A 24,480-nucleotide genomic window follows, 5' to 3' on the forward strand; every position below is an offset into this window, starting at 1 on the left:
GACGGAGCAAAGGTCCGGCGCATGATTGACGCACGGTGCGCGGCGTCGTCGTCGGAGCAGAACGACTCTGTGTGACAACAGGACCTTGGCGCAAGGATTTGCTCCGTCCACCGCATCCGAGAGCAAAGCCATTGCTATTTTGAACGTCCACTTGTCGCCGCGCGCTTTGCGGACCAACATTCATGCAAGTGCTTTAAAGTGACGGAGATGACCATGACCGTGCTGGAAAGAAGGATCGAATCGCTACCGTTCGTAACGGCTGAGCTGAATTACCTTGCGCCCGTCGCCGGCAAGCCGCGGACCTATGCCTTCGATCCGCCGCCGGGTGAGCCGAAGTCGACGGCGCTGGCTGAGCCGCATCAGCTGCCCGTGTTCGACGCGCGCTCGGTCGCGCAAGGGTTCTCGCTCGACCGCGAAGGATTTGCGCTTGTACGGCATCCGACGGTGGTGCGGGATTTCTACAACGACAAGGAGGTGCGCAGCGTCTATTATCCGGCGGCCGAGGCGTTCCTCCGCGCGACGCTACGGGCGGATCGCGTCGTCATCTTCGACCACACCGTGCGTAAGCGGGTTGAAGGCGCTCCGGACGTTCGCGATGGCGGGCCGCGTCAGCCGTCGACGCGGGTCCATGTCGACCAGACCGAACATTCCGGCGTCAATCGGGTCCGCGAGCATCTCGGTGCCGAGGCGGAGGATCTGCTGAAGGGGCGGGTGCAGGTGATCAATCTGTGGCGTCCGATTCGTGGGCCGCTGCGCGACATGCCGCTAGCGATGTGTGATGCGACTACGGTCGCGCCGGATGATCTCGTCGCTTCCGACCTGATCTATCCGAACCGGAATGGCGAGACCTACGCGGTCAAATACAACCCTGCGCATCGTTGGTTCTATTTCCCGGAGATGACCACGGACGAAGTGCTGCTGCTGAAGTGCTATGATTCGGCGACCGATGGCCGCACGCGGTTCGGTCCGCACACCGCCTTCGTCGATCCGGTCACGCCGGCCGATGCGGCGCCGCGCGAGAGCATCGAACTGCGAACCTTGGTCTTCCATCGGCAATAGTCGTTCGCATCGGAGGCGACTGGCAGGCGATTTTTCCTCCGATGGCGCTCTGCATTCGACTCAAAACCGCATCGGGCCGTGTACGAGGAGGAAGAATTTTCTCCACCGCGGCAGGGGCGAGGAAGCTTCGCCCACCGTGCTGCCAATATCTGAAATTGCCACCAGGACCCGGCCGGGCCATGTTCGGCCCGTCTGGTTGCGCTGCAGCACATCGAACTGCAGCCTATCGAAAAGGGTCCTCCGATGAATGCCCATCCATCTCTGGCGGTCGCAGAGCCGATCCAGGCCTCCGAGCCGATCGTGCCTGCTATGGCCGTGGCGGAGCCGATGGTCCGGTTCGAGCGTCTGTCGAAAGCCTATCCGGCCTATCGCGATAAGCCGAGCGTCCAGGCTCTGCAGGACATCGATTTCGCCATTGCGCGCGGCTCGATCACGGGCGTGATTGGCCGCTCGGGTGCCGGCAAGTCGAGTCTGGTGCGGCTGATCAATGGCCTTGAGAAGCCGACTGCGGGTCGCGTGATCGTCGACGGTCGCGACATCTCATCCTTGAGTGGCAGGCCGCTGCGGCTTGCACAGCGCTCGATCGGCATGATCTTCCAGCACTTCAATCTGCTGTCGTCTCGCACCGCCGCCGACAACATCGCGCTGCCGCTCGAGATCGCCGGCTGGTCGAAGGCCGACATCAAGGCCAGGGTGGCGGAGCTTCTTCAACTGGTCGACATCGCCGACAAGCATGACCGCTATCCGTCGGAGCTGTCGGGGGGGCAGAAGCAACGTATCGGCATCGCTCGGGCGCTGGCAACGCGGCCCAACGTATTGCTGTCGGACGAGGCGACCTCGGCGCTGGATCCGCAGACGACCCGCGCGATCCTCGATTTGCTGGCCAACATCAACCGCGAACTCGGCGTCACGATCATCCTGATCACGCACGAGATGTCGGTGGTAAGGCAGCTCGCCAAGGAGGTCGTGGTGATCGACGGCGGCCGGATCGTCGAGCGTGGCCACGTCGCCGACATCTTCACGCATCCCAGACATCCGACCACGCAGACCTTCCTGTCCGAAGTGCTCGGCGATTCCGTGCCGGTGTCGCTGGCAAGCCGGCTCGAGCCGCAGCCCGTTCCGGCGGGCAAGGCCGTCATTCGCGTGCAGGTGCGCGGCAGCGACGCTGGCGACACGGTCGTGGCGCGGCTCGCGCGGGAGCTGTCGGTGGACATCGCGCTGCTGTCGGCACGCATCGATGAGATCGGCGGCCAGCATGTCGGCTCACTGATCCTCGGCGTCCCCGGCGGCGAGGCGGCGTCGCGGCGGGCGCTGTCCTATCTGGCTCAACACGATTTCGCGGCGGAGCGTCTCGGCTATGTCGCCTGAACTCATCAACCTGATCATCCAGGCGACCGGCGAGAGTCTGTTCATGGTCGCCACGGCCGCGCTGGTCGCAACCACGCTGGGGCTGCCGCTCGGCATCTTTCTCGCCACCAGCCGCAAGGGCGAGTTGTTTGCCGCTCCCTCGGCCAACGCGATCCTCGGCGTGATCGTCAATGCGGCGCGCTCGACGCCATTCATCATCCTGGTCGTCGCCATCATCCCGTTCACGAGGCTGATCGCCGGCACTTCGATCGGATCGGCGGCAGCGATCGTTCCATTGACGGTCGCGGCAACGCCCTTCATTGCGCGACTGGTGGAGGCTGCGATCCGCGAAGTGGACGGCGGCCTGATCGAGACCGCGTCGTCGTTCGGCGCGAGCCCCTTGCAGATCGTCTTCAAGGTGCTGATTCCCGAGGCGCTGCCCGGGCTCGTGATGGCGCTGACGCTCGCGGTGGTCAGCCTCTTGGGCTACTCCGCGATGGTCGGCGCGGTGGGCGGCGGCGGGCTGGGTGATCTCGGCATCCGCTACGGCTATCAGCGCTTCATGCCCGACATGATGCTGGCGGTGGTCGTGGTGCTGATCGCGCTGGTGCAGACGGTGCAGACGGTTGGCGACCATCTGGCGCGCCGCCTCAACCGCCGGCTGCGGTATCGCTGATCGCAGGAGGCAAAGGAGTTCGTCCTGAGCATGTCCAGGGACGTCATGCTCCGATGCCGAGATCGGGCGCCTGCTGCCGGGGCGAAGCCATTCCGGCAGTCTCAGCAGATCAAGGGGCGAGCGGCGAGCCATGTGTCGCATCGAAAGAGGTCAGCGGATCTCGTTCGAATAATGATGGTGTGCGGTCGTCGCGCGATGCCGGCTGCGGATCGCCAATGCGCCGGTCTGGTCGTAGGCCTCCTCATCGATGACCAGCACGGCGCTCGGCGAGGTGAGATGGAGCAGGCGGCAGTCCTCCTCGGTGGCGAGTTCAGCGGTGACCTTCTCGCGCACGGCGGCGATGCGCATGCCGTAGGCTTCGAGCAGATGCCGATAGATCAAAGCGGGCACCTTGGCGGGCTCGTGCGGAAAGCCCGGAATGCGCTCGGCGACGAGCGAAATGCGCGAGTGCAGGATCGGTGCGCCCGTGACGCGACGGACCCGGTGCAGGCGTAGCAATGGCGCGCGTGCGGGCAGGGCGAACAGCGCGACCTCGGCGTCAGTGGCATCCTCAGTCGTGACCGACAGCACTTCGGCGTCGGACTGCAGCAGGCTGCCGTCCTCGCCCTGCAGGCGGAAATATTGGAAGAAGAAGCGCAAGCCGTGCCGTGACGCGCGCCCGGTGACCACCGTTCCTGTCTTGCGCCGGCGCATCAGCATGCCCCCGGATGTCAGGTCGGCCAGCGCGCGGCGGATGGTGCCGACGGCGACGCCATACTGCGCAGCGAGCGCGACCTCGCCGGGAAGCACGGTGCCCGGCGGCAGCTCGCCGATCAGGATCGCCTCGGCGATCTGCCGTTTGACGTGCTCGTAGAGCGGGACCGGCAGCCCTCCCGGACTGACCTCCGGCACCTCTGCCGCTTTGCTGACCACCGCCTGCCTCATTCCTGCAATTGACAATGCCATCGGCTGAACTCTATTTCTATATAGAATATAGTTTTGAGCCGATCCAGATGGTCTGTGCCTTGACATCCGATGGCCGAGCTTCGCCAACTCTGGCCGATGCTTTTGCCGTCATTGAAGAATCTGCTTCGGCGGCGGTCGATGATCTGGCCCGGATGGTCGCCGTCGATACGTCGTTTCCACCCGGCAGCGGCTATGACGCCTTCGCTGAGCTGATGCAGTCGCTGGTCGCGCCGCTCGGTCTCGATTCTGAGCGGGTGGTCGTGCCCGAGCAGCTCTGGCGCGCGCCGGGAGCGCCCGTGCATGGCACGCGAACCAATCTGATCGCGCGTCGCCGCTCCGGCAAACCGGTACTGGGGCTCTATTTCCATGTCGACACCGTGCCGGCCGCGCCGGGCTGGGGCAGCGACCCGTTTTGCCTGACCCGCGATGGCGATCGGCTGATCGGCCTTGGCGCAGCCGACATGAAAGGCACGATCGCGGCAGTGTTGTTGGCGTTGCGGGCGGCAGCCGCGACGAAGCTGCCGCTGGCCTACGATCCGATGCTGCTGTTGTGTACCGACGAGGAGGCCGGGCTTTATCCTGGGGTGCGCTATCTGGCCGAGCAGGGCCTGCTCGAAGGCCACATCCTCAATTTCAACGGCAGTGCCGCGCCGCGCATCTGGGCCGGCTGCTTTGGCCTGTTCACGCTTTTGGTACGCATTCACGGCAAGGCGGCGCATGCCGGCGAGCAGCGCAGCAATGGCGCCAATGCGATCGAGGCGGCGCTGCCGCTGCTCAATACGCTCAGCGCGCTGAAGCCGGCGATCGCGCGGCGTGTGTCGAGCCTGCCGCCGCCACCGCAGGCGAGCGGGCCGCTGACGGCGCAGCTCGATATTGTCGCGGCCCATGGCGGTCAGTGCGGCGGGCAGATTCCGTCGCTGTTCGAGATCCTGCTGTGCCGACGCTATGCGCCCGAGGAGGATTTCGTCGCCGCGCGTGCCGAGATCGAGACCGCGATCGCGCAGGCCACCGAAGGCCTCGACGTCGAAATTGTTCTGACCGGCCATCTGATGCCGACGTCCGATCCGACCGGGCCGCACTGGCCGCGCTGGCAGAGCGCGCTCTCGGCCGGCTTTGGCTATGCGGCAGAGGATTTCGCCACATGGGGCGCGTCGGGCTGCTCGGATTTCGGCTGGGTCCAGCGGACCGGCATGCAGGAGGTGCTGCTGACCGGTCTCGGCCGACCGACCAGCCGCATTCACGCGCCTGGGGAATCCACCACCGTGTCCGACATCGTGGCGCTGGCCAAATCGGTGCTGGCCTATCTCTGCGCTGAATTTCGTCCCGATCTTTCTCCCGAAGCCGTGAATCATCCTTGAGGACACGCAACATGCCGTCCCTGTCCCGTCGTCATTTTCTCGCAGGAACCGCGCTCACATTCGCCGCCTTGCCGCATGTCGCGGGCGCCGCCGAGGCGCCGGCGCGCGGCGGCGTCCTGCGCATCTCCGTCGATCAGGGCGTGGCCGTGATCCATCCGCTGCTGACGCGGGTGAATCCGGAATATCTCGTCACCGAGTTGCTGTACTCGAACCTCACCCGGCTGAAGCCCGACATGACGGTGGAGCCGGATCTTGCGTTGTCCTGGCACGCCGATGCCGGTCTGTTCGAATGGACCTTCAAACTGCGGCCCAACGTCACCTTCCACGACGGCACTGCGCTGACGGCCGACGATGTCGTCGCCACCTTCAAGGCGATTCTCGATCCCAAGACGGCCTCGCCGGGGCGCACCAATGTCGGCCCGATCAAGGAGATCGCAGCCCTCGATCCGCTCACGGTCAAGTTCACGCTTTCGAGCGCCTTTGCCGACCTGCCGGTTGCGCTCGCCTACACTAACGCGCGCATCGTGCCAGCGAAGGCCATCGCCGGCGACCTCGGCAGCCTTGCCACCAAGCCGAACGGCACCGGCCCGTTCAAGCTCGTCTCATACGAGCCAGACCGCAAGATCGTCGTCGAACGCAATGCCAGCTACTACGATCCCGCGCGGCCTTATCTCGACCGGGTCGAGATCCTGGTTTACCCGGATCGCACGGCGGAAGCATCGGCGCTGATCTCGGGCGACACCGATCTGATGCTGTCGACGACGCCCGGCGAATATGAGCGCCTTGCCAAAGCGGCGGGCGTCAAGGCGCTGCGCACGCCGTCCGGCCAGTTTCTCAACGTCAACATGGGCTGCGACCAGAAGCCGTTCAACGACGTCCGCGTACGCCAGGCGCTGGCGCTGACCGTCGATCGCGAGGCGATGGCGGGTTTCGTCGCAGGCGGCTACGGCACAGCGGGCAACGACACGCCGTTGAGCCCGGCCTATCGCTTCTACAAGGACATTCCGCTGAAGAAGCCGGACATCGCCAAGGCCAAGAAGCTTTTGGCCGATGCCGGCTATCCCGGTGGCCTCGACCTGACGCTGGTGGCCTCCGACAAACCGGAGACGCGAACGCAGCTCGGTGTCGCGATCCGCGAGATGGCCGCGCCTGCGGGATTCCGTATCAACGTCCAGACCATGCCGCATGCCACCTATCTCGACCAGGTCTGGAAGAAGGGCAACTTCTATGTCGGCTTCTACAACATGCAGCCGACGGCAGATGCGATCTTCAAGCTGCTCTACACCTCGGACGCGGCCTGGAACGAGACGCGCTGGAACAACCCCCGCTTCGACGAGGTCGTCAACGCGGCGCGCGCCGAAACCGCCGAAGCCAATCGCAGAGCGCTTTATGATCGGGCCCAGGCGATGATGAACGATGAGGTCCCGTCGGTGATCCCGGTGTTCTTCGACATCCTCGCAGCGCAGCGGTCCTATGTTTCCGGCTATGTGCTGCATCCGCGCGGCTCCGTGTTCCTGCTGGACAAGGTCTCGCTCGGGGCCGGTGCGCCGAAGCGCGCCTGACATCGGGACGTCCAATGTCGTTTGCCTGGCTGCTGCGGCGGCTGCTCCTGATGGCCTACACGGTCGTCATCGTCTGCGTGCTGGTGTTTGCCATCACCCAGGCGCTGCCGGCCGATGCGGCTCAGACCCTGCTCGGCGAGAACGCCTCACCGGAGGCTCTCGCCGCGGTTCGTGCCAGGCTCGGTCTCAATGACCCCGTCTGGCTGCAATTCGTTCATTGGGCGGCGCACGCTGCTCTGGGCGATTTCGGCGTCTCGATGCGCACCGGTTTGCCGGTCGCGCCGGAGATGCTGACCGCGCTGTTGCGCTCGCTGCTGCTTGCGCTCTGCGCGATCTTGGTCACCCTCGTTATTGCGGTGCCGCTCGGTATTTTCGCCGCTATCAGACAGGGCCGGCTGGCCGATACGATCACCAGCCTTGCTGCTTATGTCGGTGTCTCGCTGCCGGAGTTCGTCACGGCCACGATCCTCACGCTGGTGTTCACGGACAAGCTGCCCTGGCTGCCAGCCACCGGCTACGTGTCGCCGTTGGAGGACACGGCTGCGGCGATCGCCCATCTGGCGCTGCCCGTGCTCACCGTCTCGGTCATCCTGGTCGCTCACGTCATGCGGATGATGCGGTCCGAGACGCTCGACGTGCTGCAGTCCGACTACATCCGCGCCGCGCGGCTCAAGGGATTGCCGGAGCGGACCGTGCTGACGCGGCATGCGCTGCGCAACGCGCTGTTGCCGGTCATCACCATCATCGCGCTGGATGTCGGCTATCTCCTGGGCGGCATCATCGTCATCGAGGAAATCTTCGCCATTCCCGGCATCGGGCGCGCGCTGATGATCGCGATCACGACGCGCGACCTGCCGTCGATCCAGGCCGGCGCCATGATCATGGCCGTGACCTACGCGATCACCAACACGGCGGCCGACGTCGTCTATGCTCTGATCGACAGGCGCATCCGCTATGACTGAGTTGCTGCGCCGCCTGTTGCACAAGCCGCAAGGCGCGATCGGTGTCGCGCTGCTGGTGATGCTGACCTTGGCCTGCCTTTTCGGCCCGTGGATCGCGCCTTACGCGCCGGAGAAGATGGATTTCCTCGGCCGCTTCCGCGCGCCGGGCTGGCAGAACTGGCTCGGCGCCGACCAGTTCGGCCGCGATGTGCTGAGCCGCCTGCTGTTCGGCGCCCGCTCGACGCTTCCGATGGCGCTCGCGGCCACCCTGATCGGCAGTGTCGCCGGCGCGGTGATCGGCACCGCATCGGCCTATCTCGGCGGCAAGGCGGACGAGATCATCATGCGGACCAATGATGCGATCATGGCGATTCCCGGCCTTCTGATGGCGCTGCTGCTGGTCAGCACGCTCGGCAATGGTGCCGGCAACGCGGTGATCGCCATCGCAGCGGCGTTCGCACCGGGCATGGCGCGGGTGACGCGCGCGGTGGCGCTGGCCGTGCGCAATCAGGACTATGTCAAGGCGGCCAGCTCGCGGGGCGAGGGCGCGAGCTGGATCGTCTTCCGCGAGATGCTGCCCAACGTCATGGCGCCGATCGTGATCGAGTCCACCATCCGGGTCTCGTTCGCCGTGATGCTGTTCGCGACCTTGAGCTTCCTCGGTCTCGGCGCCCAGCCGCCCGCTTCCGAATGGGGACTGATGGTGGCGGATGCGCGTCAATACATGCATCAGGCGCCCTGGGTGCTGATCGCGCCCTCGGCTGCGATCGCACTCGCGGCGATCGCCTTCAATCTGGTCGGCGACGGGCTGCGCGATGCGCTCAATCCGAGGGCCGAGCGATGACGGCACGCCCTGCACTTGCGGTCGCGAACTACGCGCTGGACTATATCACCGCCGCTGGCCCCGTGCAGGTGCTCCGCGATGTCTCGCTCGAGATCGCGCCGGGTGAAGTGCTCGGCCTTGTCGGCGAATCCGGCTCGGGCAAGAGTTCGCTCGCTTGGGCCTTGATGCGTCATCTGCCGGCCAACGCCCGTGAGGTGGCTGGCTCGCTGACGCTCGGTGACATCGATTTGCAGCGTTTGACGGCCAAGCAGTTGACGCATGTTCGCGGCCGCAGGCTCGGCATGGTGTTCCAGGATCCGTCCACTGCGCTGAACCCAACGCTGACGGTCGGACGCCAAGTCACGGAAGCGCTGATCCGGCATCGCGGCTTGCGGGCGCGCGAGGCCGAGGCGCTCGCCATTGAGCTGCTCGGTCATGTCGAACTGCGCAATCCCGCGGCGATCATGCAGCGCTACCCGCACGAGATCTCGGGTGGCGAGAAGCAGCGCGTCATCATCGCCACGGCTTTCGGCTGCAGGCCGGACGTCATCCTGTTCGACGAGCCGACCACTGCGCTCGACGTCATCACCGGCGCCCGTATCCTCGACCTGTTTGCGCGGCTGCGTGCCGAGACCAAGGTCGCCGCGCTCTATATCTCGCATGATCTCGCGATGATGACGCGCGTCGCCGACCGCGTCGCGGTGATCAAACACGGTCGCGTGGTCGAGCAGGGGCGGGCGTCCGAGATTTTCCGCTTCCCCCGGCAGGCCGATACGCGTGCCTTGGTCGCGGCGGTGCCGCGACCCGAACGCCGTCTGGTGCACGACAGTCCGGAGCAACGTGTTCTTCTCGCCGCAAACCGCATCGGCGTGCACTATGGCCGCGGCGGACTGTTTCGGGCCGCGCCGCCGCCAGCGACGCATGCCGTCGACCTTTCGATCCGGGCTGGCGAAATCCTCGGCCTGGTCGGCGAGTCCGGTTCGGGCAAGTCGTCCATTGCGCGCGCGCTCACCGGCCTGGCGCGCTTTTCCGGTGAGATCGCATTCGCCAACCGCACGCTGCATGGCGGCCGCGACATGAACGCGGCGTATCGGCGTGACGTTCAGATCATATTCCAGCATCCGGATTCCTCGCTCAATCCGCGTCACCGGATCGGCGAGATCCTGTCGCGCCCGCTCAAGCTCTATGGCGGCGATGCGGCGGAGGTTCCCCGGCTGCTCGAGCAGGTCAAGCTGCCCCGGTCCTATGCCTCGCGCTGGCCGCATCAGCTCTCCGGCGGTGAGAAGCAGCGGGTGGCGATCGCGCGCGCCTTTGCAGCGCGTCCAAAGCTCGTGATCTGCGACGAGATCACCGCGCCCCTCGATGTTTCGGTGCAGGCCCAGATCATCGAGCTGCTGCTCACGCTACGCGCCGAGACCGGCGCAGCCTATCTCTTCATCACCCACGACCTCAACCTGATCAGGCAGATCGCGCACCGGATTGCCGTGATGCGGCACGGCCATTTGGTCGATTGTCTGCCTGTCGAGGACTTCGATACGGACCACGTTCATCCGTATACCCGCGAGCTGATGGCTGCCTCGCCGGCACCGGTCGGCTGATTTGCAAGGATTTGACTTCATGGACCACAACGCGCTTTTCGCTCGGATCGACGTCGCGGGCTCTCTGGAGCTGCTGTCGCGCATGGTTCAGCACAAGAGCTACTCCAAGACCGAAGGCGAGAAGCAGCTCGCGGCCTTCATGGCGGAGCGCATGCGCGAGATCGGTCTGGATTCCGAGCTCGCGCCGTTCGGCAACGAGGGCCGGGTCAACGCGGTCGGTCGCTGGAAGGGCTCCGGCGGTGGCAAGAGCCTGTTGTTCAACGGCCATGTCGACACCAACCCGGTAACGGAGGGGTGGACCGTCGATCCCTGGGCCGGCAAGGTCGACGACGACTTCATCTACGGCATCGGCGTCTCCAACATGAAGGCTGGCGATGCCGCCTATTTCTGCGCGGTCAAGACGCTGATCGATGCCGGCGTGAAGCTGAAGGGGGACGTCATCCTCACCTATGTGGTCGGCGAGCTGCAGGGCGGCGTCGGGACCTATTCGCTGCTCGAACAGGGGCTGCGCGCCGACTACTTCGTCAATTCCGAGCCGACCGACCTGAAGGCGATGACCATGCACGCGGCCGCGTTCATGTTCATCATCGAGCTCACGGGCAATACCCGCCATCTTTCCAAGCGCGAAGAGGCCGTCGATGCGATCGCGGCGGCTTGCGATCTCATTCCGCGTCTCAACGCGATGAAATTTTCCGGTGCGCGCTCGCCTGCGCACGAAGGGATCAATCGCGTTCATGTCGGTGTCGTCCACGGCGCCCTCGGCCGCGAGCTGCACGAATGGCGCACGCCGCAGGTCGCCGATTTTGTCCGCATCAAGGGCTCGGGACGCTATGCGCCGGGCCAGACCGAAGCCGGCGCCATCGCCGACATGCGCCGGGAACTCGATGCGCTGCAGGCGCGCTTTCCCGGCCTGAAGGCCGAGATCATGTCGGAGGACCGCGCCGGCGTACCGACCATGCCGCCTTTCGAGGTGGCTCCTGAAAGTCCGATCGTCCTTGCGATCAACCAGGCTTACCGCGCAGTGCGTGGCGAGCAGCAACCGACCGGACCGGTCGCACCGAGCTGCTTCTACGGGACGGATGCCGGCCATCTCTATACCTACGGCGGCATGGAGGGTATCGTGTGCGGACCGGGCGGCCGCTACAACACCATGCCGGACGAGCGGGTCGATATCGCAGATTTCCTGGATATGATCCGAATCTATATGCTGACGATCCTCGAAATCTGCAGCTGACGAAATTTGTCGCCGGGACCGGGCGGACAAAGCGCGCGATTCGTGACAAGATGGCTTCATTGTTTCGAACCGAATTGCTGGAACGCCATGGTCGTGTTCAATTCGAGCCGCATATCGAATGGGGTTCGGGCCGCTATGATGGCGGCGCTCGGCCTCGTCCTGATCTGCCCGGCAGCGAACGCTTGGGCCGCGGATAACGACGACGGCAGCGATACAAAGCCAGCTGCGCCGACGATGTATCTGGACCTCAGGACCTATTATTCGCAGCTGCCTGCTGGGACTCTGGCGTTCGGCTTCGGTCATCCCTCCTTGTTCAGCGCAGTGCAGACGCTTGGCGGGCCCAACGGCGCGGCATTGTCGGCCGGATTGCCGGCGGCGAAGTCCCTGAACGTCGATGTTCCATTTACGGTCGACGTCACCGACCACATCTCGCTCTACGCCGGTGTGTCCGGCAGCTCCACGCAATTCGCGGGAAGCGGCTGGTCCTCATTTGACATCACGAGCTGGAATGTCGGGTTCCAGGCCGACGTCTACGAGCAGAATGGTGGGACGTTTCCGACCGTAACTCTGCAATCGACAATCACCCAATCGATACCGAACGGCCCCCTGGCCGCAACGTCCTTCAACAATATTGTCGAGTTCGACTATGCCCTGGACAAGGACGAGACACGCGGTCTGCTCGCAGGCGTCCAGTACACGCGCGTCGAAATGGCCACCGCAGCGGTAAGGATCAACCCAAATACGATCGGCTATGTCGGCGGCTATTATCAATGGCCCAACAACTGGAAGTTCACGGGCCGCGTGGGCGTGCAGTCGTTCGACGGCGCCCAGCTTCTGAGCCTCACGCCGGTCCGGCCATTCACGCAGCCCATCGTGCGGCTCGATCTGGACCGTATGGATGACAACGACAACCGGCTGTTTGGCGTGACCGCCGAGATCATGTGGGTACCGAAACCGGCATTCCAGCTCACGCTCAGAACGCCGCTCTACGCGGTGCGGAACTAGCTCGGTCGCAGCCTCTTTCGTCGCACGCTATCGCTTCAGCTGCTTGATCAGGGCTTCAAGTTCGCTGTTGCCGGGCATCAAACGCGAGAGCTGGGCTGCATAGTCCAGGGCAGATGCCGTATCGCCGCTTTCGCGGCTCAGTGCGAGCGCCGCAGCAAGGATGTCGCGATCATTGGGATGACTTTGCAAACCATTCCTCAAGACGGCAAGAGCCTCGTCGCGGCGGCCGGAGGAATTTAGCCCCACGGCATAGACATAGGCGTAGCGTGCCTGGCCGGGGTCGAGCGAGGCTGCTTGACGCAGCTCGTCGAGCGCCGCCTCGTTGCGCTTCAGGCGGACGAGCGTCAAGCCGAGCGCGTGGTGAAGCGAGGCGTCTTGCGCCGATGTGGAGAGAGCCTCGCGCAGGACCCGCTCGCCGTCACCGTCACGTCCGAGCTGCCGATACAGGTCGGCCAGATTGATGGCGGCGGCTGCAAACGAGGGATCGAGCTTCAGCGCAGCCTGGTACTCGGCTTCGGCGTCAGCGGCTCTCGCTTGGCGGACGAAGAAGTTGCCGAGTGCCGTTCGGGCGTCCGGACGGTCGGCGTTGAGATTCTGCGCCGCAACGAATTCGGCTGCGGCTTGTGCAAACTTGTCGCGCTCGGCGACAGGCTGACGTGCGGCGGGAACCGATGCGAGAAGCTCGGCGGCACGGATGCGCACGCCACGGATCGGGTCGGTCAATTGCGCGGAGGCGAGCGCCCAGAGCCGATCGGCCGGCACTCCTTCCAGCCCGTCGAGCGCCCCCAGCCTGACCAGTGGATCCGGGTCTGAGAGGCCGCGGCGGATCAGGTCGAGGTCCGGCGTGGGAAGCTCGGCCAGAGCGCTGGCGCGGACGATGCCAGGCAGTTCGCCTGCGCCAGCAACAGTCGCAAGCAGGGCTTGCGCATCAGCGGCTTCGGTCCAGGCGGCATGAAATGCCGATGCATAGCTCTGATAGCCGTGTCGCTCCGGCCCGAACCAGCTCTCGATCTGTTGTGCTGCCCAGGCCGCCGACTTGTCGCGGTGGCAGTCGTTGCAGGCATTGGGTGCGCCTGTCTGCATGGAGAGATCGGGGCGGGGAATCCGGAAGCCATGGTCATGGCGTCGGTCGACGACCATGTAGCGGCGTTCCGGCATGTGGCAGGAGGGGCAGCCCGGCGCCGGCGAGACATCGGCATGGTGCCGGTGCGCGGCCGTTTCATATGTCGCGGCAGCATGACACTGCGCACAGATGCCATCGCCGGGTGCCTTCAGGGCCGCACTGTGCGGGTCGTGGCAGTCGCTGCAGGTCACGCCCTTGGCGAACATCCTGCTCTGCTTGAACGGGGCGTAATTGTAGGTCTCCTCGTCGTCGCGCATCTGGCCGTCGGGATGGAAGCGCTGCTGATCGAGGAGCGAGACTCGATGGGTCTCCGAGAGTGGGCGTCCCGGAATCCAGTCTTCCGAAAGCTGGCCGCGGCGCGCGTGGCAGCGCCCGCAGGTTTCGACCTCCTTGCGCAAGGCCGGCGCCGGCGCGCTGCGGATCGGCCTCAACGTTCCGGCCTCGGTCGACCAGGTGATGCCCGTCCGTTCGTCGAATTTCACGAGCAAGCCGGGGTCGAAGCCGCGCGACGCCAGCTTCTGGTGAGCCCATTCGACGTGGCGTGACCCCGCGCCGTGACAGGCTTCGCAGCCTACACTGATCTCGGCGAAGGTCGTTGCGAACCGGCCCTTGGCCGCGTCATAGTTCTTGTGAACGTCGGTCGAGTGGCACTCGGCGCACATGAAGTTCCAGTTCTGGTTCAGTTTGGTCCAGTGCAGGGGATCTTTGTTGGTGACCGCTGCATCCGGATACAGGTGAAACCAGCGCTGTCCGCCTTGATCCTTCGGCCGTGTATCCCAAGCAATGGACAGGGCCTGAATACGGCCATCGGCGAATTCGATCAGGTATTGTTGCAATGGCTCCACGCCGAACGCGTATTTGATTTCGAACGTCCCGAGTTTGCCGTCCGGGCCGTCGGTCTCGACAATGAATTTTTCTCCCTCGCGGAAGAAGCGGGAGCGCGTGCCGGCATATTCGAACGTTGCGTCATTGAAATCGCCGCGCACCGACCGTCCGGTCGCGTGATCCATCGCGTGCCGGTGTTGCGAGGTCTGCCAGAGCTTCGTCTCGGCTTGATGGCACCCAGCGCAGGCCTGGCTGCCGACAAAGCTCAACTCCGCGGTTTGATGCGGCGCAGGCGGGAGGTCGGACTTCGTGAGCCAGTAGAGTGCGCCGCCTATGACCAGGGCGAGAAGAAGCAGGCTCGGGCCAATCCCCAGCCAGAGAATGCGTTTGCTGGCGACCGCTTCGGGCTGTTGCGACGCGCCAGACAGCACCTGCGGTCGCGTATCGGCGTCGGTCCTTTTTCGTTTACGGTTCCTTCGAGAGCCCTTGGCCACGTCTCTTTACCGATCCGTGCGTCGTCTATCCGTTTGGATTACACGCCAAGATCGTCTGCGTGAAGCACGAGTCTCGCTTCCGTCGCGAAGGTCTTTCCGAGCAGAAGGGCTGGACCCGAGCCGGAACATCGGCAACGCACCTATTGAAGCTGCTGAACCTTCGCAGCCATGTCGGGGGCACGGCTCACCTGATAACTCGCATTGCTGCATTTGAGCACCCAAACCGCATGATCGGGTTTGGAGAGATTCGTATCTTGTGTGGCGCTCAGCGGCTTCTCGCAGACAAAGCCCTGCGCTCGGATTTGTGCGGCGAGCATGTTTTGCACGGTCTCGTCGGCGGTTTGCGCGGAAGCGCCGCCGGGAGCCAGCAGGTCGGCCAGCATCATGGTTGAGATGCACATTGCGTGACGACTTATCATGAAGCCCTCCAATTGCGGAATCGAGAGGATGTGTTGGTCCGATTCCGAAGTCGCGCCAGAGGGTGCCCTTCGTGGAAAGCACCCTCCATCCGTCGGGATCTATTTCGTCGGGGCTGCCGGATGGGACGGCGGCGACACGCCGGGAGCCGCCCGTTCCACATCGCGAGTCGAGATCGCCTTCATCCAGGCCGTCATCGACTCTTCCGACACCGGCCCCTCGCCGAGATCCACCGTGATCTTCTCAAGCTTGCCCGAGAAGACGAACGGGGTCTGATAGTCCTTGTCGTCGACGGCGGTGCCGGTATCCATTCCGACGTCGAAGGTCTCGTCCCAGGCGAAGGTGAAGGGCGTCGTGTGGGGAAGCGTGATGCGCGCGGCTTCCTGACCGTCCACGGACATCACGCCCGTGCCGCCATGTCCGAACGGGACTTCCCCCTTCTGCTCCAGTGCAAAGTCGAAAACGATCGTATGTCGGCCCGGCTTCAACGCCTCTCGTGCTTGCCACTTGGGCCGTTCGACGTTCAGGAGGTTCATGGTGAAGGTCGGCCTGCCGTCCTTCAGGTAGAATCCCCATCCGCCGAACCGGCCGCCCTGCAGGAGCGCCGAGCGGGTTGGCGAGCACAATGCGGTGGTGTGGAAGCTGGTGTAACGCAGGCCGTCCGCTGCGACCCGGTCAAGCGTCGGAGTTGGGATCACGCCGCCAAACGTCGAAGGCGCTCCGAAGCCGACGTCGTCGGTCAGAATGAGGAGGACGTTCGGCGCATTGGCTGGAGGCATGATCTGCGGCGGCCAAGCGGGTGTACTATCAACCGCATTAGGCTGGATCGCTCCCGAAAACTGCGGCGTGGGTGCCGGCAATTGCAGGCCCGGCAATGTCATCACGGTGCTTGGCGCTCCCGGAGTGCCACGTATCTGCTGCGCCTCACTCGATGCGGACATCGATAGCGCGCCAACAAACAATGCGCATGCGGCAACTAAATGTCGACGACAATGCACTGCAATGCCTCCTCGAAAACGGCCAATCCTCACTTTGTTTCCGCTCTCTGAACTTGACGCAGATCAACCGATCTTAGGTGCGCCCTGCTGCCGGACCGGCCGCTTTAAGTCGGGATCACTGTGCCAGCGCCTATGCAGACGTCGAAATCTAATCAGGAGAAACGCGCGGCAGCCAGGTGCAAGGCATTGCCTTTCGGTCTCTCAATTCATTGAATCTACTATAGATTGTAAGATTGGGTCGACGTAATGCTGTCATCGGCGGAGCTGATCAGCAAGATAGATCGCTCTAACAGTTTTGATCTGCATCAACGCTTGGCATCCGCTCGCGTGGCTCGTTTCGTACATTTTAGCGAACGGAGAGATGCATGAAGATTGTTCTGATTTCAGCTGCCATGCTTGCAGGCCAATCGTTGATAGCGGTGTCCGATCGCGTTCCCGAACTGAAAGTCGAAGCGCTTTGCCAGGCGACCTCCGACACGGACAAGGCGATGGGATTGGCGTTGGCGCAGAGTGTCTCCGATTGCATGCGCGATGAGACAGCGGCGCGGCAGCAGCTCGAGGTTGCATGGTCGGCGACCAAACCGGCCGTCCGCAATGAATGCGAAAGTGAGGCCATGTCGGACGGGACTCAAAGCTATGTCGATCTGCTCACCTGCATTCAGATGACGGACACGGCAAGCGCGATGACGTCGGCGGCGCCACTCAGGGGCGCCAGCAAGAATCGAAACAAGCGATAGTGAATCAAATTATCGATGGAGCAAATCTATGAGCATCAAGCGTTTCGCACTCGTCGCCGGCATCATTGCCGCGACCGTGATTCCGGCTTCTGGCGCGTCGGCCCAGTCGATCAATCTCACCGGCATCTTCAGGTGCATTCAGATGTGCCGCGGCGGCTTGCCGGCCTACGTCACCCAGAATGGCCCCGAGCTCAACATTCTGACCGAGGCGGGGGTGCCTTCGCGCGCGTGGCCGGACTGGTATTCGCCGGCCAACCGGATCTGGATCGATGCCTTCAACGAGAGCGCGGTCTACTCGCCGGATGGCATGCTGATCCAGTTCGATAACGGGACCATCTGGCAACGGGAGCTTCCGCCGGTCGTGCCGCCCGTCCGTCGGCGACGGTAGGGCTGCACTCGTTGGAAAGACCTGCCGCGTAGCGCGGGGACGAAGATCGCGGGCCAGGCGGCGTTCGGCTAGTCGCGCGATCACCCGTGATTCAGTGGTGGGCCCGGCAGGACTCGAACCTGCAACCAGACCGTTATGAGCGGGAGGACAACGGTCGGCGTGGTTGAATTTGCTGAGCCTTCGATTGAGATCGACTGCGTTTGGGGGCGCGGCGCTTGGATCCGCCGCACGCAGTTAGAAAGCTCGGGCAGTGCGGGCCGGCTGCGCCGCCGGTAGCGCGTCAAGCCGCAGGTCCTTTCGAATCCCGGCGTCCACCAGGGCGGCGGGAGCAAATCGGTGGAGCAACCGCAGGCGGTTTGCGAGTTTGCCGGCCGCGTATCGGATTTTTGGGTGCGCCGCGCTGGCCGCCTTCAGGACGGTGTCGGCAACGACGCCGGGCTGTTCGGCGGTTGCCATCACCTCGTGCATTCTCTTGGTCACGCCCTCGCGTGCCTCGCGATACGCATCGAGCTTGGCATCCGGCTCCATGAAGTTCGCGTCAAACGGCGTCTTCGTGTACGCGGGTTCGATGACCGAGACCCGGATGCCTTTCGTGCGCAGCTCATGGTCGAGCGATTCCGAATAGCCTTCCACGGCGTGCTTGGTTGCGGCATAGAGCGCACCATAAGGCATCGGCAGAAAGCCGAGCACGGAGCCGATATTGATGATGCGGCCCTTCCCCTGGCGTCGCATGTGAGGCACGACGGCGCGCGTCATCCGGATCAGTCCGAAAAAGTTCGTCTCGAAAATCGATCGGGCCTGACTGATCGAGCTCTCCTCCGCCCCAGCAGGGGCAACACCGAATCCGGCGTTGTTCACGAGCAGATCAATGCGGCCATCGCGCCGTATCACTTCGGCAACTGCGGCTTCGACGGACTCATCGCTGGTTACATCAAGCGACAGCATCTCGAACGATTGCTTGTTTGCCCGGGCTGCCCGTCTGCTCGTGCCGTAGACCTTGTAGCCGCCTTTCGCGAGCCGCTCCGCCGTGGCTTGGCCGATGCCTGACGAAGCGCCGGTAACGAGCGCTATCTTTGTTTGGGTGCTGTTCATAAGAGTCTCCTGACGGCAGGGGGCCGATTCTGAACCAATTTGATTGCGATCGTAATTATTGATATAGATGACGGTCGCCACTATATTTGTCAAGTCCCGAGACTGAGGACCAGCGAACATGCGCGTTTCAAAAGAACAGGCAGCCAAGAACCGCGAGCGCATTCTCAATGCCGCCTCCCGCCTCATGCGAGAGCGCGGCATCTCCGGCGTCGGTGTCGACGCGCTGGCGGAGGCGGCCGGGATGACCCATGGCAGCCTGTACAGTCAGTTCGGTTCCAAGGAACGGCTCGTCGAAGAAGCGGTGGCCCACGCAATCGCCACCAACGGGCAGGACGTGCCCAAGGTCTTTGCGCTCGGCGACTACGTTTCAGAATATCTCTCGGCGGCGCATCGCGACGAGCCGGGAAGCGGCTGCCCATTGGCAGCGCTGTGTTGTGAAATGCCGCGTCAAAGTGGTGGCGTGAGAGAGCGCTTCACGGCCGGAGTGCGGGGCGTGGTCGCGCTCCTGAGCGGCCGAATGGAGTCCCAGCTGAAGCCACGGCAGCGCGAGGAAAAAGCGCTGGCGACTCTGGCCTCGCTGGTCGGAGCGCTCGTGCTCGCCCGGGCCGTGAACGATCCCAAGCTATCGGACGACATTCTTCGCGCAACCAGGAGCCGGTTGAGCGACTGACTGTCATCGTGGCGCGACAATTTGGTGGGCGTTGAAGTAGAGCAATGAACGACAAAACCAGGTGTTTCTGGTGCGGTATTCAACTGCGAGAAGACGAGACCCGATAAGCTCTTGGTTCATTGGTGGGCCCGGCAGGACTCGAACCTGCAACCAGACCGTTATGAGCGGCCGGCTCTAACCATTGAGCTACAGGCCCCGCGGCGCTGGCGCTACCCACAACGACATCTGTGGTATCGAACCGGCACGGCTGGTTCGACCAATGCCGGTGGGAGGCCGGGCGACGGTGCGGGCCCCGTTTACCGCGTGGCGTCCGATCCGGCAATGCCGCCTGCCGGATCTCTCGCCGAATCCTGATGATGCCGGCGAAGCTCGCGGAATGGCGGGTAGGGGGTAACGAACAGGAAAAATTCCCATTCGCTACTCGCCAATCGCTATTCGCGCCGCTTCACCAGCGGACAGGCCGGATCGGGCGGGCCGAAGGCGTCCTCGCCGGAAATCGTCGCCAGGATCTTGTAATAGTCCCACGGATATTTGCTTTCCTCCGGCGACTTGACCTGCGCCAGCACGAGATCGTGCACCATCAGATTGTCGGCGCGCAGCTTGCCGTGGCGGGCGAAGAAATCCTCCACAGGCGTCTCGCGCATCTTCGCCGCGACGACAAGCGGATCGTCGCTGCCTGCGGCCTTGATGGCGTTCAGGTAATGCGTCACGGCGGAATAGACGCCGGCCTGCCACATCGTCGGCATCCGGTTCATCTTGGCGAAATAGCGCTTCGACCATTCGCGGGTCTTGTCGTCCATGTCCCAGTAGAACGAGGTGGTCAGGAGCAGGCCCTGTGCCGCCTGCAGGCCGAGCGAGTGGATGTCGGTGATCAGCGCCAGCAAGGCCGCCATCTGCTGGCCGCCCTTGAGCACGCCGAATTCGGCCGCCGTCTTGATCTCGTTGATGTTGTTCGGCGGCCCGGCGGCAATGCCGATGATCTTCGCCTTGGAGGCCTGGGCCTGCAGGACGAAGGAGGAGAGATCAGGCGTTGCGAAGGGCGGGCGTACCGCGCCGACCACCTTGCCGCCATTGGCGGTCACGACGCTGGAGGCATCTCGCTCCAGCGAATGGCCGAAGGCATAATCGTCGGTGATGAAGAACCAGCTGTCGCCGCCGCGCTTCACCACCTCTTTCGCCGTCCCGGTCGCGAGCGCGCGGGTGTCGAACACCCATTGCATGGCGTAAGGCGAGCAGAACTTGCCATGGAAATCGGCCGCGCCGGTCGAATGCGTGATGAACAGCCGGTGCTTCTCGTTGGCGATGGTCTGCACCGCGAGGCCGACCGCCGAGACCGGCACGTCGACGATCAGGTCGACCTGTTCGGTGTCATACCAGCGCCGCGCGATCGCAGCGCCGATATCCGGCTTGTCCTGATGGTCGCCGACGATGACGCTGATCGGCTTGTCCAGCACTTTGCCGCCGAAATCGTCGACCGCCATCTGCGCGGCCGTCACCGAGCCCTGGCCGGTCGGCGTCGATGCCGGGCCGTTCATGTCCGAGAGCACGCCGATCTTGACGACGCCGTCTGAAATCTCGGCGCGGGCTGTGGGCGCAACGCAAAGCAGGGCCGCGCCCATGATCGCGCCCATGATCGCGGCCTTGGTCGCGCGTTTGGCGTCGATAAAAGGCAATCCGTCCTCCCCCGATATCTCCGGCTCTCTCGGCCGGTCGCCCTTTGTGCAATCAACCGGCGGTTCCAGTCAATCAGGCGGCAAAACGGATCTGCCCGGCGGGAGAGGTATCATAGCCGGTCAGTTCGGCGGCGCGCTGCTGCGTGCGCTTGTCGGCGAGGAAGCGGATCAGGGCCTGCATCGCGGGGCGGAAATAGCTGCGCTGCCGCGTCAGGAGGTCGAAATTTTCCCAGGTGAGCGGCACGAAATCGAGCCCGGCCGCCTTGGCCGCCGCGCGCGTGGCGATGCCGCAATCGGCACTGCCGTTGCGGATTGCGGCAGCCAGATCTGGTCCGGTCAAGCAGGCGGGCTCGCGGCGCTTCAAATCTCTCAATCTGGCGCCGGTGCGTGCGAGCAGGCTTTCCAGCAGAAGCTGCGCACCCGCGCCGGGCTGCCGCACGGCAACCAGCGCGCCAGAGGCCAGCACGTCGGCCAGGCTCAAGAGATGCCGCGGATTGCCGAGCGGCACCAACAGTCCCTGTTCCCGCCTGACAACCCCGACCAGCACGGCGTCGTAAAGGCCCGGCATCGCCTGCACCGCCGCGACGTTGGCGTCGCTCTGCTCAGGTCCGCTGCCGTGAAAGTGAAGCGCGGTGGCGATCACCTCGCCGCGCTGCAACCGCTCGACGCCGCGCAGCGTGCCTTCTGTCAGCGAGGCCAGAGCCGAGCCGGATTCGCGCAGGCACCATTCGAGCAGATCGTCCTGACTGCCGCCGACGATCGGCGGCGGGTCGGCTGCCGGCATGCCGGGCGGCCGTGCCATGCCTGCCAGCACCCACAGATCTAGCTCATGCCGCGGGAATAGCCACTTACCGGTGACCTTGCTGCAGGGAATCGCTCCCGAGGTCACGAGCTCATAGAGCTTGCGCTCGCCCAACCGAAGGTAGTCGGCCGCTTCGCTGGTAGTGAGGAATTCCATCCTGCATCTATATGCATATTTTGGGTCCTGCTCAATTGTTTGACAGCACCGGGAAATTATGCCGAACAGGGCAGGCGGAGCGGCAGATGGTAGATCACGGCAGCGCTTGGGAGTTGATCGCGAGCGGCGATGCGACCTTGTTCGCAATCGTCCGCTTGTCGCTGATCGTCAGCCTCGCCGCAGTTGCGCTCTCGACCCTGATCGGGTTGCCGCTCGGCGCCTGGCTGGCGCTGGCCCGTTTTCCGGGCCGCGAAGCGATCGTGGTCGGACTGAATGCGATGATGGGGCTGCCGCCGGTCGTGGTCGGGCTTGCGATCTATTTGTTGCTGTCGCGCTCGGGCCCGCTTGGCGAACTTGGCATCCTGTTTACGCCGAGCGCGATGGTGATTGCGCAGACCGTGCTGATCGTGCCGATCCTTGCGGCATTGACGCGTCAGACCATCGCCGATCTTTGGGTCGAATATCGTGATGAGCTCGCGGCGATGGCGGTCGGCCCGGTCGGGCGGCTGACGACCGTCTTATGGGATGCGCGCTTCAGTCTGCTCACGGCGCTGCTGGCGGGCTTCGGCCGCGCGGCGGCCGAGGTCGGCGCTGTGATGATCGTCGGCGGCAATATCGATGGCTTCACCCGCACCATGACGACGGCGGTGGCCTTGGAGACCTCCAAGGGCGATCTGCCGCTCGCGATGGGGCTCGGGCTCATTCTTCTCGCCATCGTGGTGGCGATCAACGCCGCTGCCTGGGCCATGCGCGCCTGGTCGGAACGGCAGGCAGGTTAGAGATGCGCGCGCCCCTTAGCGACCTGCCGCTGCTGCTTGAGGATGTCTCGCTGCGCGCCGGGCGCACGCCTCTCCTCGAGGGTGTGAGCCTCAGGATCACGCAAGGACCGCCGACCATGATCGTCGGCCCCAATGGCTCGGGCAAGACCAGCCTGTTGCGGCTGTGCATGGGCCTGGCGCGCGCGAGCGAAGGCCGTATGACCTGGGGCGGCCGGGAGGAGAGCGCGCCGGCGCGGCGCGCCTTCGTGTTCCAGCGTCCGGTGATGCTGCGGCGAAGTGCTGCGGCCAATGTGGATTACGCGCTGGCGCATGCGGGTGTGGCGCGTGCCGAGCGCCCCGCGCGCATTGCGGAACTGCTCGATCGCGTCGGCTTGTCCGAGCTTTCGGAGCGTCCGGCGCGAAGATTGTCCGGCGGTGAGCAGCAGCGCCTGGCGCTGGCACGTGCGCTGGCGCGCGAGCCCGAAATCCTGTTTCTGGACGAGCCGACCGCGAGCCTCGACCCCGCCGCGACCCGCGCGGTGGAAGACGTCGTACTCAGGGCGGCGCAGTCCGGCATCAAGGTCGTGATGAGCACACATGATCTCGGCCAGGTGCGCAGGCTTGCCGGCGACGTGATCTTTCTGGTGCGCGGCGCGCTGCGCGAACGCAGCCTCGTGATCGATTTCCTCGACAATCCGGCAACGCCGGACGCTGCGGCGTTCATCCGCGGCGATCTCGTGCTCTGAACGCACACAACGACAAGCTCACAATAACAAGAAGGACATCGTGATGCGCGCTCGCCTCGGCTCCTTGCTCGTCATCGGCTTCGTCGCGGCGGTCGCGGCGCTTGCGCCTGCGCGCGCCGCGGACCACTCGATCGTGGTCGCCTCGACGACATCGACGCAGGATTCCGGCCTGTTCGGCTATCTGCTGCCGCTGTTCAAGGCCAAGACCGGCATCGACGTGAAGGTGGTCGCGCAAGGCACGGGCCAGGCGCTCGACACTGCGCGGCGCGGCGATGCCGACGTCGTGTTCGTCCACGCCAAGGCGCAGGAGGAGAAATTCCTGGCCGAAGGCTACGGCGTGAAGCGTTATGACGTCATGTACAATGATTTCGTGCTGATCGGTCCGAGCAGCGACCCGGCGCATGTCAAGGGCAACGACATCCTCGCCGCGTTCAAGGCGATCGCCGCCAAGGCTGCGCCCTTCGTCTCGCGCGGCGACCGCTCCGGTACCCATCAGGCCGAGCTTGCGCTGTGGAAGGACGCCGGCATCGACATAACAGCGCAAAAAGGGCCCTGGTATCGCGAGATCGGGCAGGGCATGGGAGCGGCGCTGAACACCGCAAGTGCGATGAACGCCTATGTGCTCTCGGACCGCGGCACCTGGATTTCATTCAAGAACCGCGGCGATCTTGCCATCCTGGTCCAGGGCGACACGCACCTGTTCAACCAGTACGGCGTGATGCTGGTGAACCCGGAGAAATTCCCGCATGTGAAGAAGGCGGACGGCCAGGCTTTCGTCGACTGGTTGATCTCCCCGGAAGGTCAGGCCGCGATCGCCAACTACAAGATCGACGGCCAGCAGCTGTTCTTCCCCAACACGAAATCCTGAACTTGGTGCTGTATGAGCTGTTGCCGCGCGCTCGTGACACCTCTCCCCGGTGGGGAGAGGTCGATCGCGAAGCGATCGGGTGAGGGGGCACAGCTCTATCGATAGACCGTAGCCCCTCACCCCAGCCCTCTCCCGAAGGGAGAGGGAGCAGACCGCCATTGCAATTGCCGCTTGAGGCTCTCTCC

The 24,480-nt window shown here is 64.3% G+C and carries 22 protein-coding genes, 1 tRNA gene and 1 pseudogene; 16 read left to right on the forward strand and 8 right to left on the reverse strand.

Annotated elements, in window-relative coordinates; genetic code table 11:
* Positions 1 to 213: 213 nt before the first annotated feature.
* From QX034_RS18120 to QX034_RS18130, 3 genes are all read left to right on the forward strand, one after another.
* Positions 214 to 1,059, forward strand: coding sequence for a CmcJ/NvfI family oxidoreductase (locus QX034_RS18120; protein ID WP_315701153.1), 846 nt, complete (start codon positions 214 to 216; stop codon positions 1,057 to 1,059).
* Positions 1,060 to 1,302: 243 nt separating this feature from the next.
* Positions 1,303 to 2,427 (forward strand): methionine ABC transporter ATP-binding protein, encoded by a 1,125-nt coding sequence (locus QX034_RS18125; RefSeq protein ID WP_315701152.1) that lies wholly within the window; start codon positions 1,303 to 1,305, stop codon positions 2,425 to 2,427.
* Complete coding sequence (locus QX034_RS18130; RefSeq protein WP_315701151.1) at positions 2,417 to 3,082, forward strand: methionine ABC transporter permease; 666 nt, start codon at positions 2,417 to 2,419, stop codon at positions 3,080 to 3,082. The genes QX034_RS18125 and QX034_RS18130 overlap by 11 nt, the downstream gene beginning before the upstream one ends.
* Before the next feature lie 150 nt (positions 3,083 to 3,232).
* Here the strand turns inward: QX034_RS18130 and QX034_RS18135 are convergent, their stop codons facing one another.
* A complete protein-coding gene (locus tag QX034_RS18135) occupies positions 3,233 to 3,994 on the reverse strand; it encodes a GntR family transcriptional regulator (protein WP_315701150.1) in 762 nt (253 codons plus the stop codon).
* 80 nt (positions 3,995 to 4,074) lie between these two features.
* On the opposite strand from QX034_RS18135, the gene QX034_RS18140 reads away from it, so the two are divergent.
* The 7 genes from QX034_RS18140 (at position 4,075) to QX034_RS18170 (ending at position 12,548) form a co-directional block, all read left to right on the forward strand.
* Complete coding sequence (locus tag QX034_RS18140; RefSeq protein WP_315703089.1) at positions 4,075 to 5,385, forward strand: M20 family metallopeptidase; 1,311 nt, start codon at positions 4,075 to 4,077, stop codon at positions 5,383 to 5,385.
* An 11-nt stretch (positions 5,386 to 5,396) separates the two neighbouring features.
* Positions 5,397 to 6,947, forward strand: coding sequence for an ABC transporter substrate-binding protein (locus QX034_RS18145; protein ID WP_315701149.1), 1,551 nt, complete (start codon positions 5,397 to 5,399; stop codon positions 6,945 to 6,947).
* Positions 6,948 to 6,961: 14 nt separating this feature from the next.
* The gene (locus tag QX034_RS18150; protein ID WP_315701148.1) at positions 6,962 to 7,909 is read left to right on the forward strand and encodes an ABC transporter permease; all 948 of its coding nucleotides are present in this window, start codon (positions 6,962 to 6,964) and stop codon (positions 7,907 to 7,909) included.
* Complete coding sequence (locus tag QX034_RS18155) at positions 7,902 to 8,732, forward strand: ABC transporter permease (protein WP_315701147.1); 831 nt, start codon at positions 7,902 to 7,904, stop codon at positions 8,730 to 8,732. Before QX034_RS18150 ends, QX034_RS18155 begins: the two co-directional genes overlap by 8 nt.
* Positions 8,729 to 10,309 (forward strand): ABC transporter ATP-binding protein, encoded by a 1,581-nt coding sequence (nikE, locus tag QX034_RS18160; RefSeq protein WP_315701146.1) that lies wholly within the window; start codon positions 8,729 to 8,731, stop codon positions 10,307 to 10,309. The genes QX034_RS18155 and nikE overlap by 4 nt, the downstream gene beginning before the upstream one ends.
* 19 nt (positions 10,310 to 10,328) lie before the next feature.
* On the forward strand, positions 10,329 to 11,543 hold the full coding sequence (locus tag QX034_RS18165; protein WP_315701145.1) for a M20 family metallopeptidase: 1,215 nt from the start codon (positions 10,329 to 10,331) through the stop codon (positions 11,541 to 11,543).
* Positions 11,544 to 11,678: 135 nt separating this feature from the next.
* Positions 11,679 to 12,548, forward strand: a complete 870-nt coding sequence (locus QX034_RS18170; RefSeq protein ID WP_315728526.1) for a hypothetical protein — start codon at positions 11,679 to 11,681, stop codon at positions 12,546 to 12,548.
* Between the two features lie 27 nt (positions 12,549 to 12,575).
* Here the strand turns inward: QX034_RS18170 and QX034_RS18175 are convergent, their stop codons facing one another.
* The 3 genes and pseudogenes from QX034_RS18175 to QX034_RS18185 all read right to left on the reverse strand — a co-directional run.
* Positions 12,576 to 14,681, reverse strand: coding sequence for a tetratricopeptide repeat protein (locus QX034_RS18175; protein WP_316196089.1), 2,106 nt, complete (start codon positions 14,679 to 14,681; stop codon positions 12,576 to 12,578).
* 449 nt (positions 14,682 to 15,130) lie between these two features.
* Complete coding sequence (locus QX034_RS18180) at positions 15,131 to 15,376, reverse strand: hypothetical protein (RefSeq protein ID WP_315701143.1); 246 nt, start codon at positions 15,374 to 15,376, stop codon at positions 15,131 to 15,133.
* Positions 15,377 to 15,973: 597 nt separating this feature from the next.
* Positions 15,974 to 16,348, reverse strand: a pseudogene (locus tag QX034_RS18185) (sulfatase-like hydrolase/transferase); the annotation flags it as partial.
* Between the two features lie 422 nt (positions 16,349 to 16,770).
* Here QX034_RS18185 and QX034_RS18190 point away from each other — a divergent pair.
* Both QX034_RS18190 and QX034_RS18195 read left to right on the forward strand, forming a co-directional pair.
* Positions 16,771 to 17,142, forward strand: a complete 372-nt coding sequence (locus QX034_RS18190) for a hypothetical protein (RefSeq protein WP_315701142.1) — start codon at positions 16,771 to 16,773, stop codon at positions 17,140 to 17,142.
* Positions 17,143 to 17,170: 28 nt separating this feature from the next.
* A complete protein-coding gene (locus QX034_RS18195) occupies positions 17,171 to 17,530 on the forward strand; it encodes a hypothetical protein (RefSeq protein ID WP_315701141.1) in 360 nt (119 codons plus the stop codon).
* Between the two features lie 234 nt (positions 17,531 to 17,764).
* On the opposite strand, the gene QX034_RS18200 is transcribed toward QX034_RS18195, so the two are convergent.
* Positions 17,765 to 18,622, reverse strand: a complete 858-nt coding sequence (locus tag QX034_RS18200) for an oxidoreductase (RefSeq protein WP_315701140.1) — start codon at positions 18,620 to 18,622, stop codon at positions 17,765 to 17,767.
* A 118-nt stretch (positions 18,623 to 18,740) separates the two neighbouring features.
* Here QX034_RS18200 and QX034_RS18205 point away from each other — a divergent pair, with 118 nt between their 5' ends.
* Positions 18,741 to 19,292: a TetR/AcrR family transcriptional regulator gene (locus QX034_RS18205; protein WP_315701139.1), complete on the forward strand. Its 552-nt coding sequence runs from the start codon at positions 18,741 to 18,743 to the stop codon at positions 19,290 to 19,292.
* Positions 19,293 to 19,412: 120 nt separating this feature from the next.
* Here QX034_RS18205 and QX034_RS18210 read toward each other — a convergent pair.
* The 3 genes from QX034_RS18210 to QX034_RS18220 form a co-directional block, all read right to left on the reverse strand.
* A tRNA-Ile gene (locus QX034_RS18210) sits at positions 19,413 to 19,488 on the reverse strand.
* Between the two features lie 235 nt (positions 19,489 to 19,723).
* Positions 19,724 to 20,923 carry an ABC transporter substrate-binding protein gene (locus QX034_RS18215; protein WP_316196091.1) on the reverse strand — a complete coding sequence of 400 codons (1,200 nt, stop codon included), beginning with the start codon at positions 20,921 to 20,923 and terminating at the stop codon, positions 19,724 to 19,726.
* 115 nt (positions 20,924 to 21,038) lie between these two features.
* The gene (locus QX034_RS18220; RefSeq protein WP_315701138.1) at positions 21,039 to 21,923 is read right to left on the reverse strand and encodes a helix-turn-helix transcriptional regulator; all 885 of its coding nucleotides are present in this window, start codon (positions 21,921 to 21,923) and stop codon (positions 21,039 to 21,041) included.
* A gap of 86 nt (positions 21,924 to 22,009) precedes the next feature.
* On the opposite strand from QX034_RS18220, the gene QX034_RS18225 reads away from it, so the two are divergent.
* Genes QX034_RS18225 through QX034_RS18235 form a run of 3 tightly spaced genes read left to right on the forward strand, consistent with a single transcriptional unit; the run spans position 22,010 to position 24,295 of the window.
* Positions 22,010 to 22,702, forward strand: a complete 693-nt coding sequence (locus QX034_RS18225) for an ABC transporter permease (protein WP_315762889.1) — start codon at positions 22,010 to 22,012, stop codon at positions 22,700 to 22,702.
* 2 nt (positions 22,703 to 22,704) lie between these two features.
* Positions 22,705 to 23,427 carry an energy-coupling factor ABC transporter ATP-binding protein gene (locus QX034_RS18230; RefSeq protein WP_315765612.1) on the forward strand — a complete coding sequence of 241 codons (723 nt, stop codon included), beginning with the start codon at positions 22,705 to 22,707 and terminating at the stop codon, positions 23,425 to 23,427.
* Positions 23,428 to 23,470: 43 nt separating this feature from the next.
* Entirely contained in the window at positions 23,471 to 24,295 is an 825-nt protein-coding gene (locus tag QX034_RS18235; protein ID WP_315762885.1) for a substrate-binding domain-containing protein, read from the forward strand.
* The last annotated feature ends 185 nt before the right edge of the window (positions 24,296 to 24,480 follow it).

Source organism: Bradyrhizobium sp. SZCCHNR3119 (assembly GCF_032487775.1).
Taxonomy (GTDB): domain Bacteria; phylum Pseudomonadota; class Alphaproteobacteria; order Rhizobiales; family Xanthobacteraceae; genus Bradyrhizobium.

Coding starts and splice junctions, on each gene's coding strand:
- QX034_RS18125 (WP_315701152.1), top strand. CDS start 1,303: ATGAATGCCCATCCATCTCTGGCGGTCGCAGAGCCGATCCAGGCCTCC.
- QX034_RS18145 (WP_315701149.1), top strand. CDS start 5,397: ATGCCGTCCCTGTCCCGTCGTCATTTTCTCGCAGGAACCGCGCTCACA.
- QX034_RS18225 (WP_315762889.1), top strand. CDS start 22,010: ATGGTAGATCACGGCAGCGCTTGGGAGTTGATCGCGAGCGGCGATGCG.
- QX034_RS18130 (WP_315701151.1), top strand. CDS start 2,417: ATGTCGCCTGAACTCATCAACCTGATCATCCAGGCGACCGGCGAGAGT.
- QX034_RS18150 (WP_315701148.1), top strand. CDS start 6,962: ATGTCGTTTGCCTGGCTGCTGCGGCGGCTGCTCCTGATGGCCTACACG.
- nikE (WP_315701146.1), top strand. CDS start 8,729: ATGACGGCACGCCCTGCACTTGCGGTCGCGAACTACGCGCTGGACTAT.
- QX034_RS18195 (WP_315701141.1), top strand. CDS start 17,171: ATGAGCATCAAGCGTTTCGCACTCGTCGCCGGCATCATTGCCGCGACC.
- QX034_RS18180 (WP_315701143.1), bottom strand. CDS start 15,376: ATGATGCTGGCCGACCTGCTGGCTCCCGGCGGCGCTTCCGCGCAAACC.
- QX034_RS18155 (WP_315701147.1), top strand. CDS start 7,902: ATGACTGAGTTGCTGCGCCGCCTGTTGCACAAGCCGCAAGGCGCGATC.
- QX034_RS18200 (WP_315701140.1), bottom strand. CDS start 18,622: ATGAACAGCACCCAAACAAAGATAGCGCTCGTTACCGGCGCTTCGTCA.
- QX034_RS18215 (WP_316196091.1), bottom strand. CDS start 20,923: ATGGGCGCGATCATGGGCGCGGCCCTGCTTTGCGTTGCGCCCACAGCC.
- QX034_RS18205 (WP_315701139.1), top strand. CDS start 18,741: ATGCGCGTTTCAAAAGAACAGGCAGCCAAGAACCGCGAGCGCATTCTC.
- QX034_RS18190 (WP_315701142.1), top strand. CDS start 16,771: ATGAAGATTGTTCTGATTTCAGCTGCCATGCTTGCAGGCCAATCGTTG.
- QX034_RS18120 (WP_315701153.1), top strand. CDS start 214: ATGACCGTGCTGGAAAGAAGGATCGAATCGCTACCGTTCGTAACGGCT.
- QX034_RS18235 (WP_315762885.1), top strand. CDS start 23,471: ATGCGCGCTCGCCTCGGCTCCTTGCTCGTCATCGGCTTCGTCGCGGCG.
- QX034_RS18165 (WP_315701145.1), top strand. CDS start 10,329: ATGGACCACAACGCGCTTTTCGCTCGGATCGACGTCGCGGGCTCTCTG.
- QX034_RS18140 (WP_315703089.1), top strand. CDS start 4,075: ATGGTCTGTGCCTTGACATCCGATGGCCGAGCTTCGCCAACTCTGGCC.
- QX034_RS18220 (WP_315701138.1), bottom strand. CDS start 21,923: ATGGAATTCCTCACTACCAGCGAAGCGGCCGACTACCTTCGGTTGGGC.
- QX034_RS18170 (WP_315728526.1), top strand. CDS start 11,679: ATGATGGCGGCGCTCGGCCTCGTCCTGATCTGCCCGGCAGCGAACGCT.
- QX034_RS18175 (WP_316196089.1), bottom strand. CDS start 14,681: ATGGATCACGCGACCGGACGGTCGGTGCGCGGCGATTTCAATGACGCA.
- QX034_RS18230 (WP_315765612.1), top strand. CDS start 22,705: ATGCGCGCGCCCCTTAGCGACCTGCCGCTGCTGCTTGAGGATGTCTCG.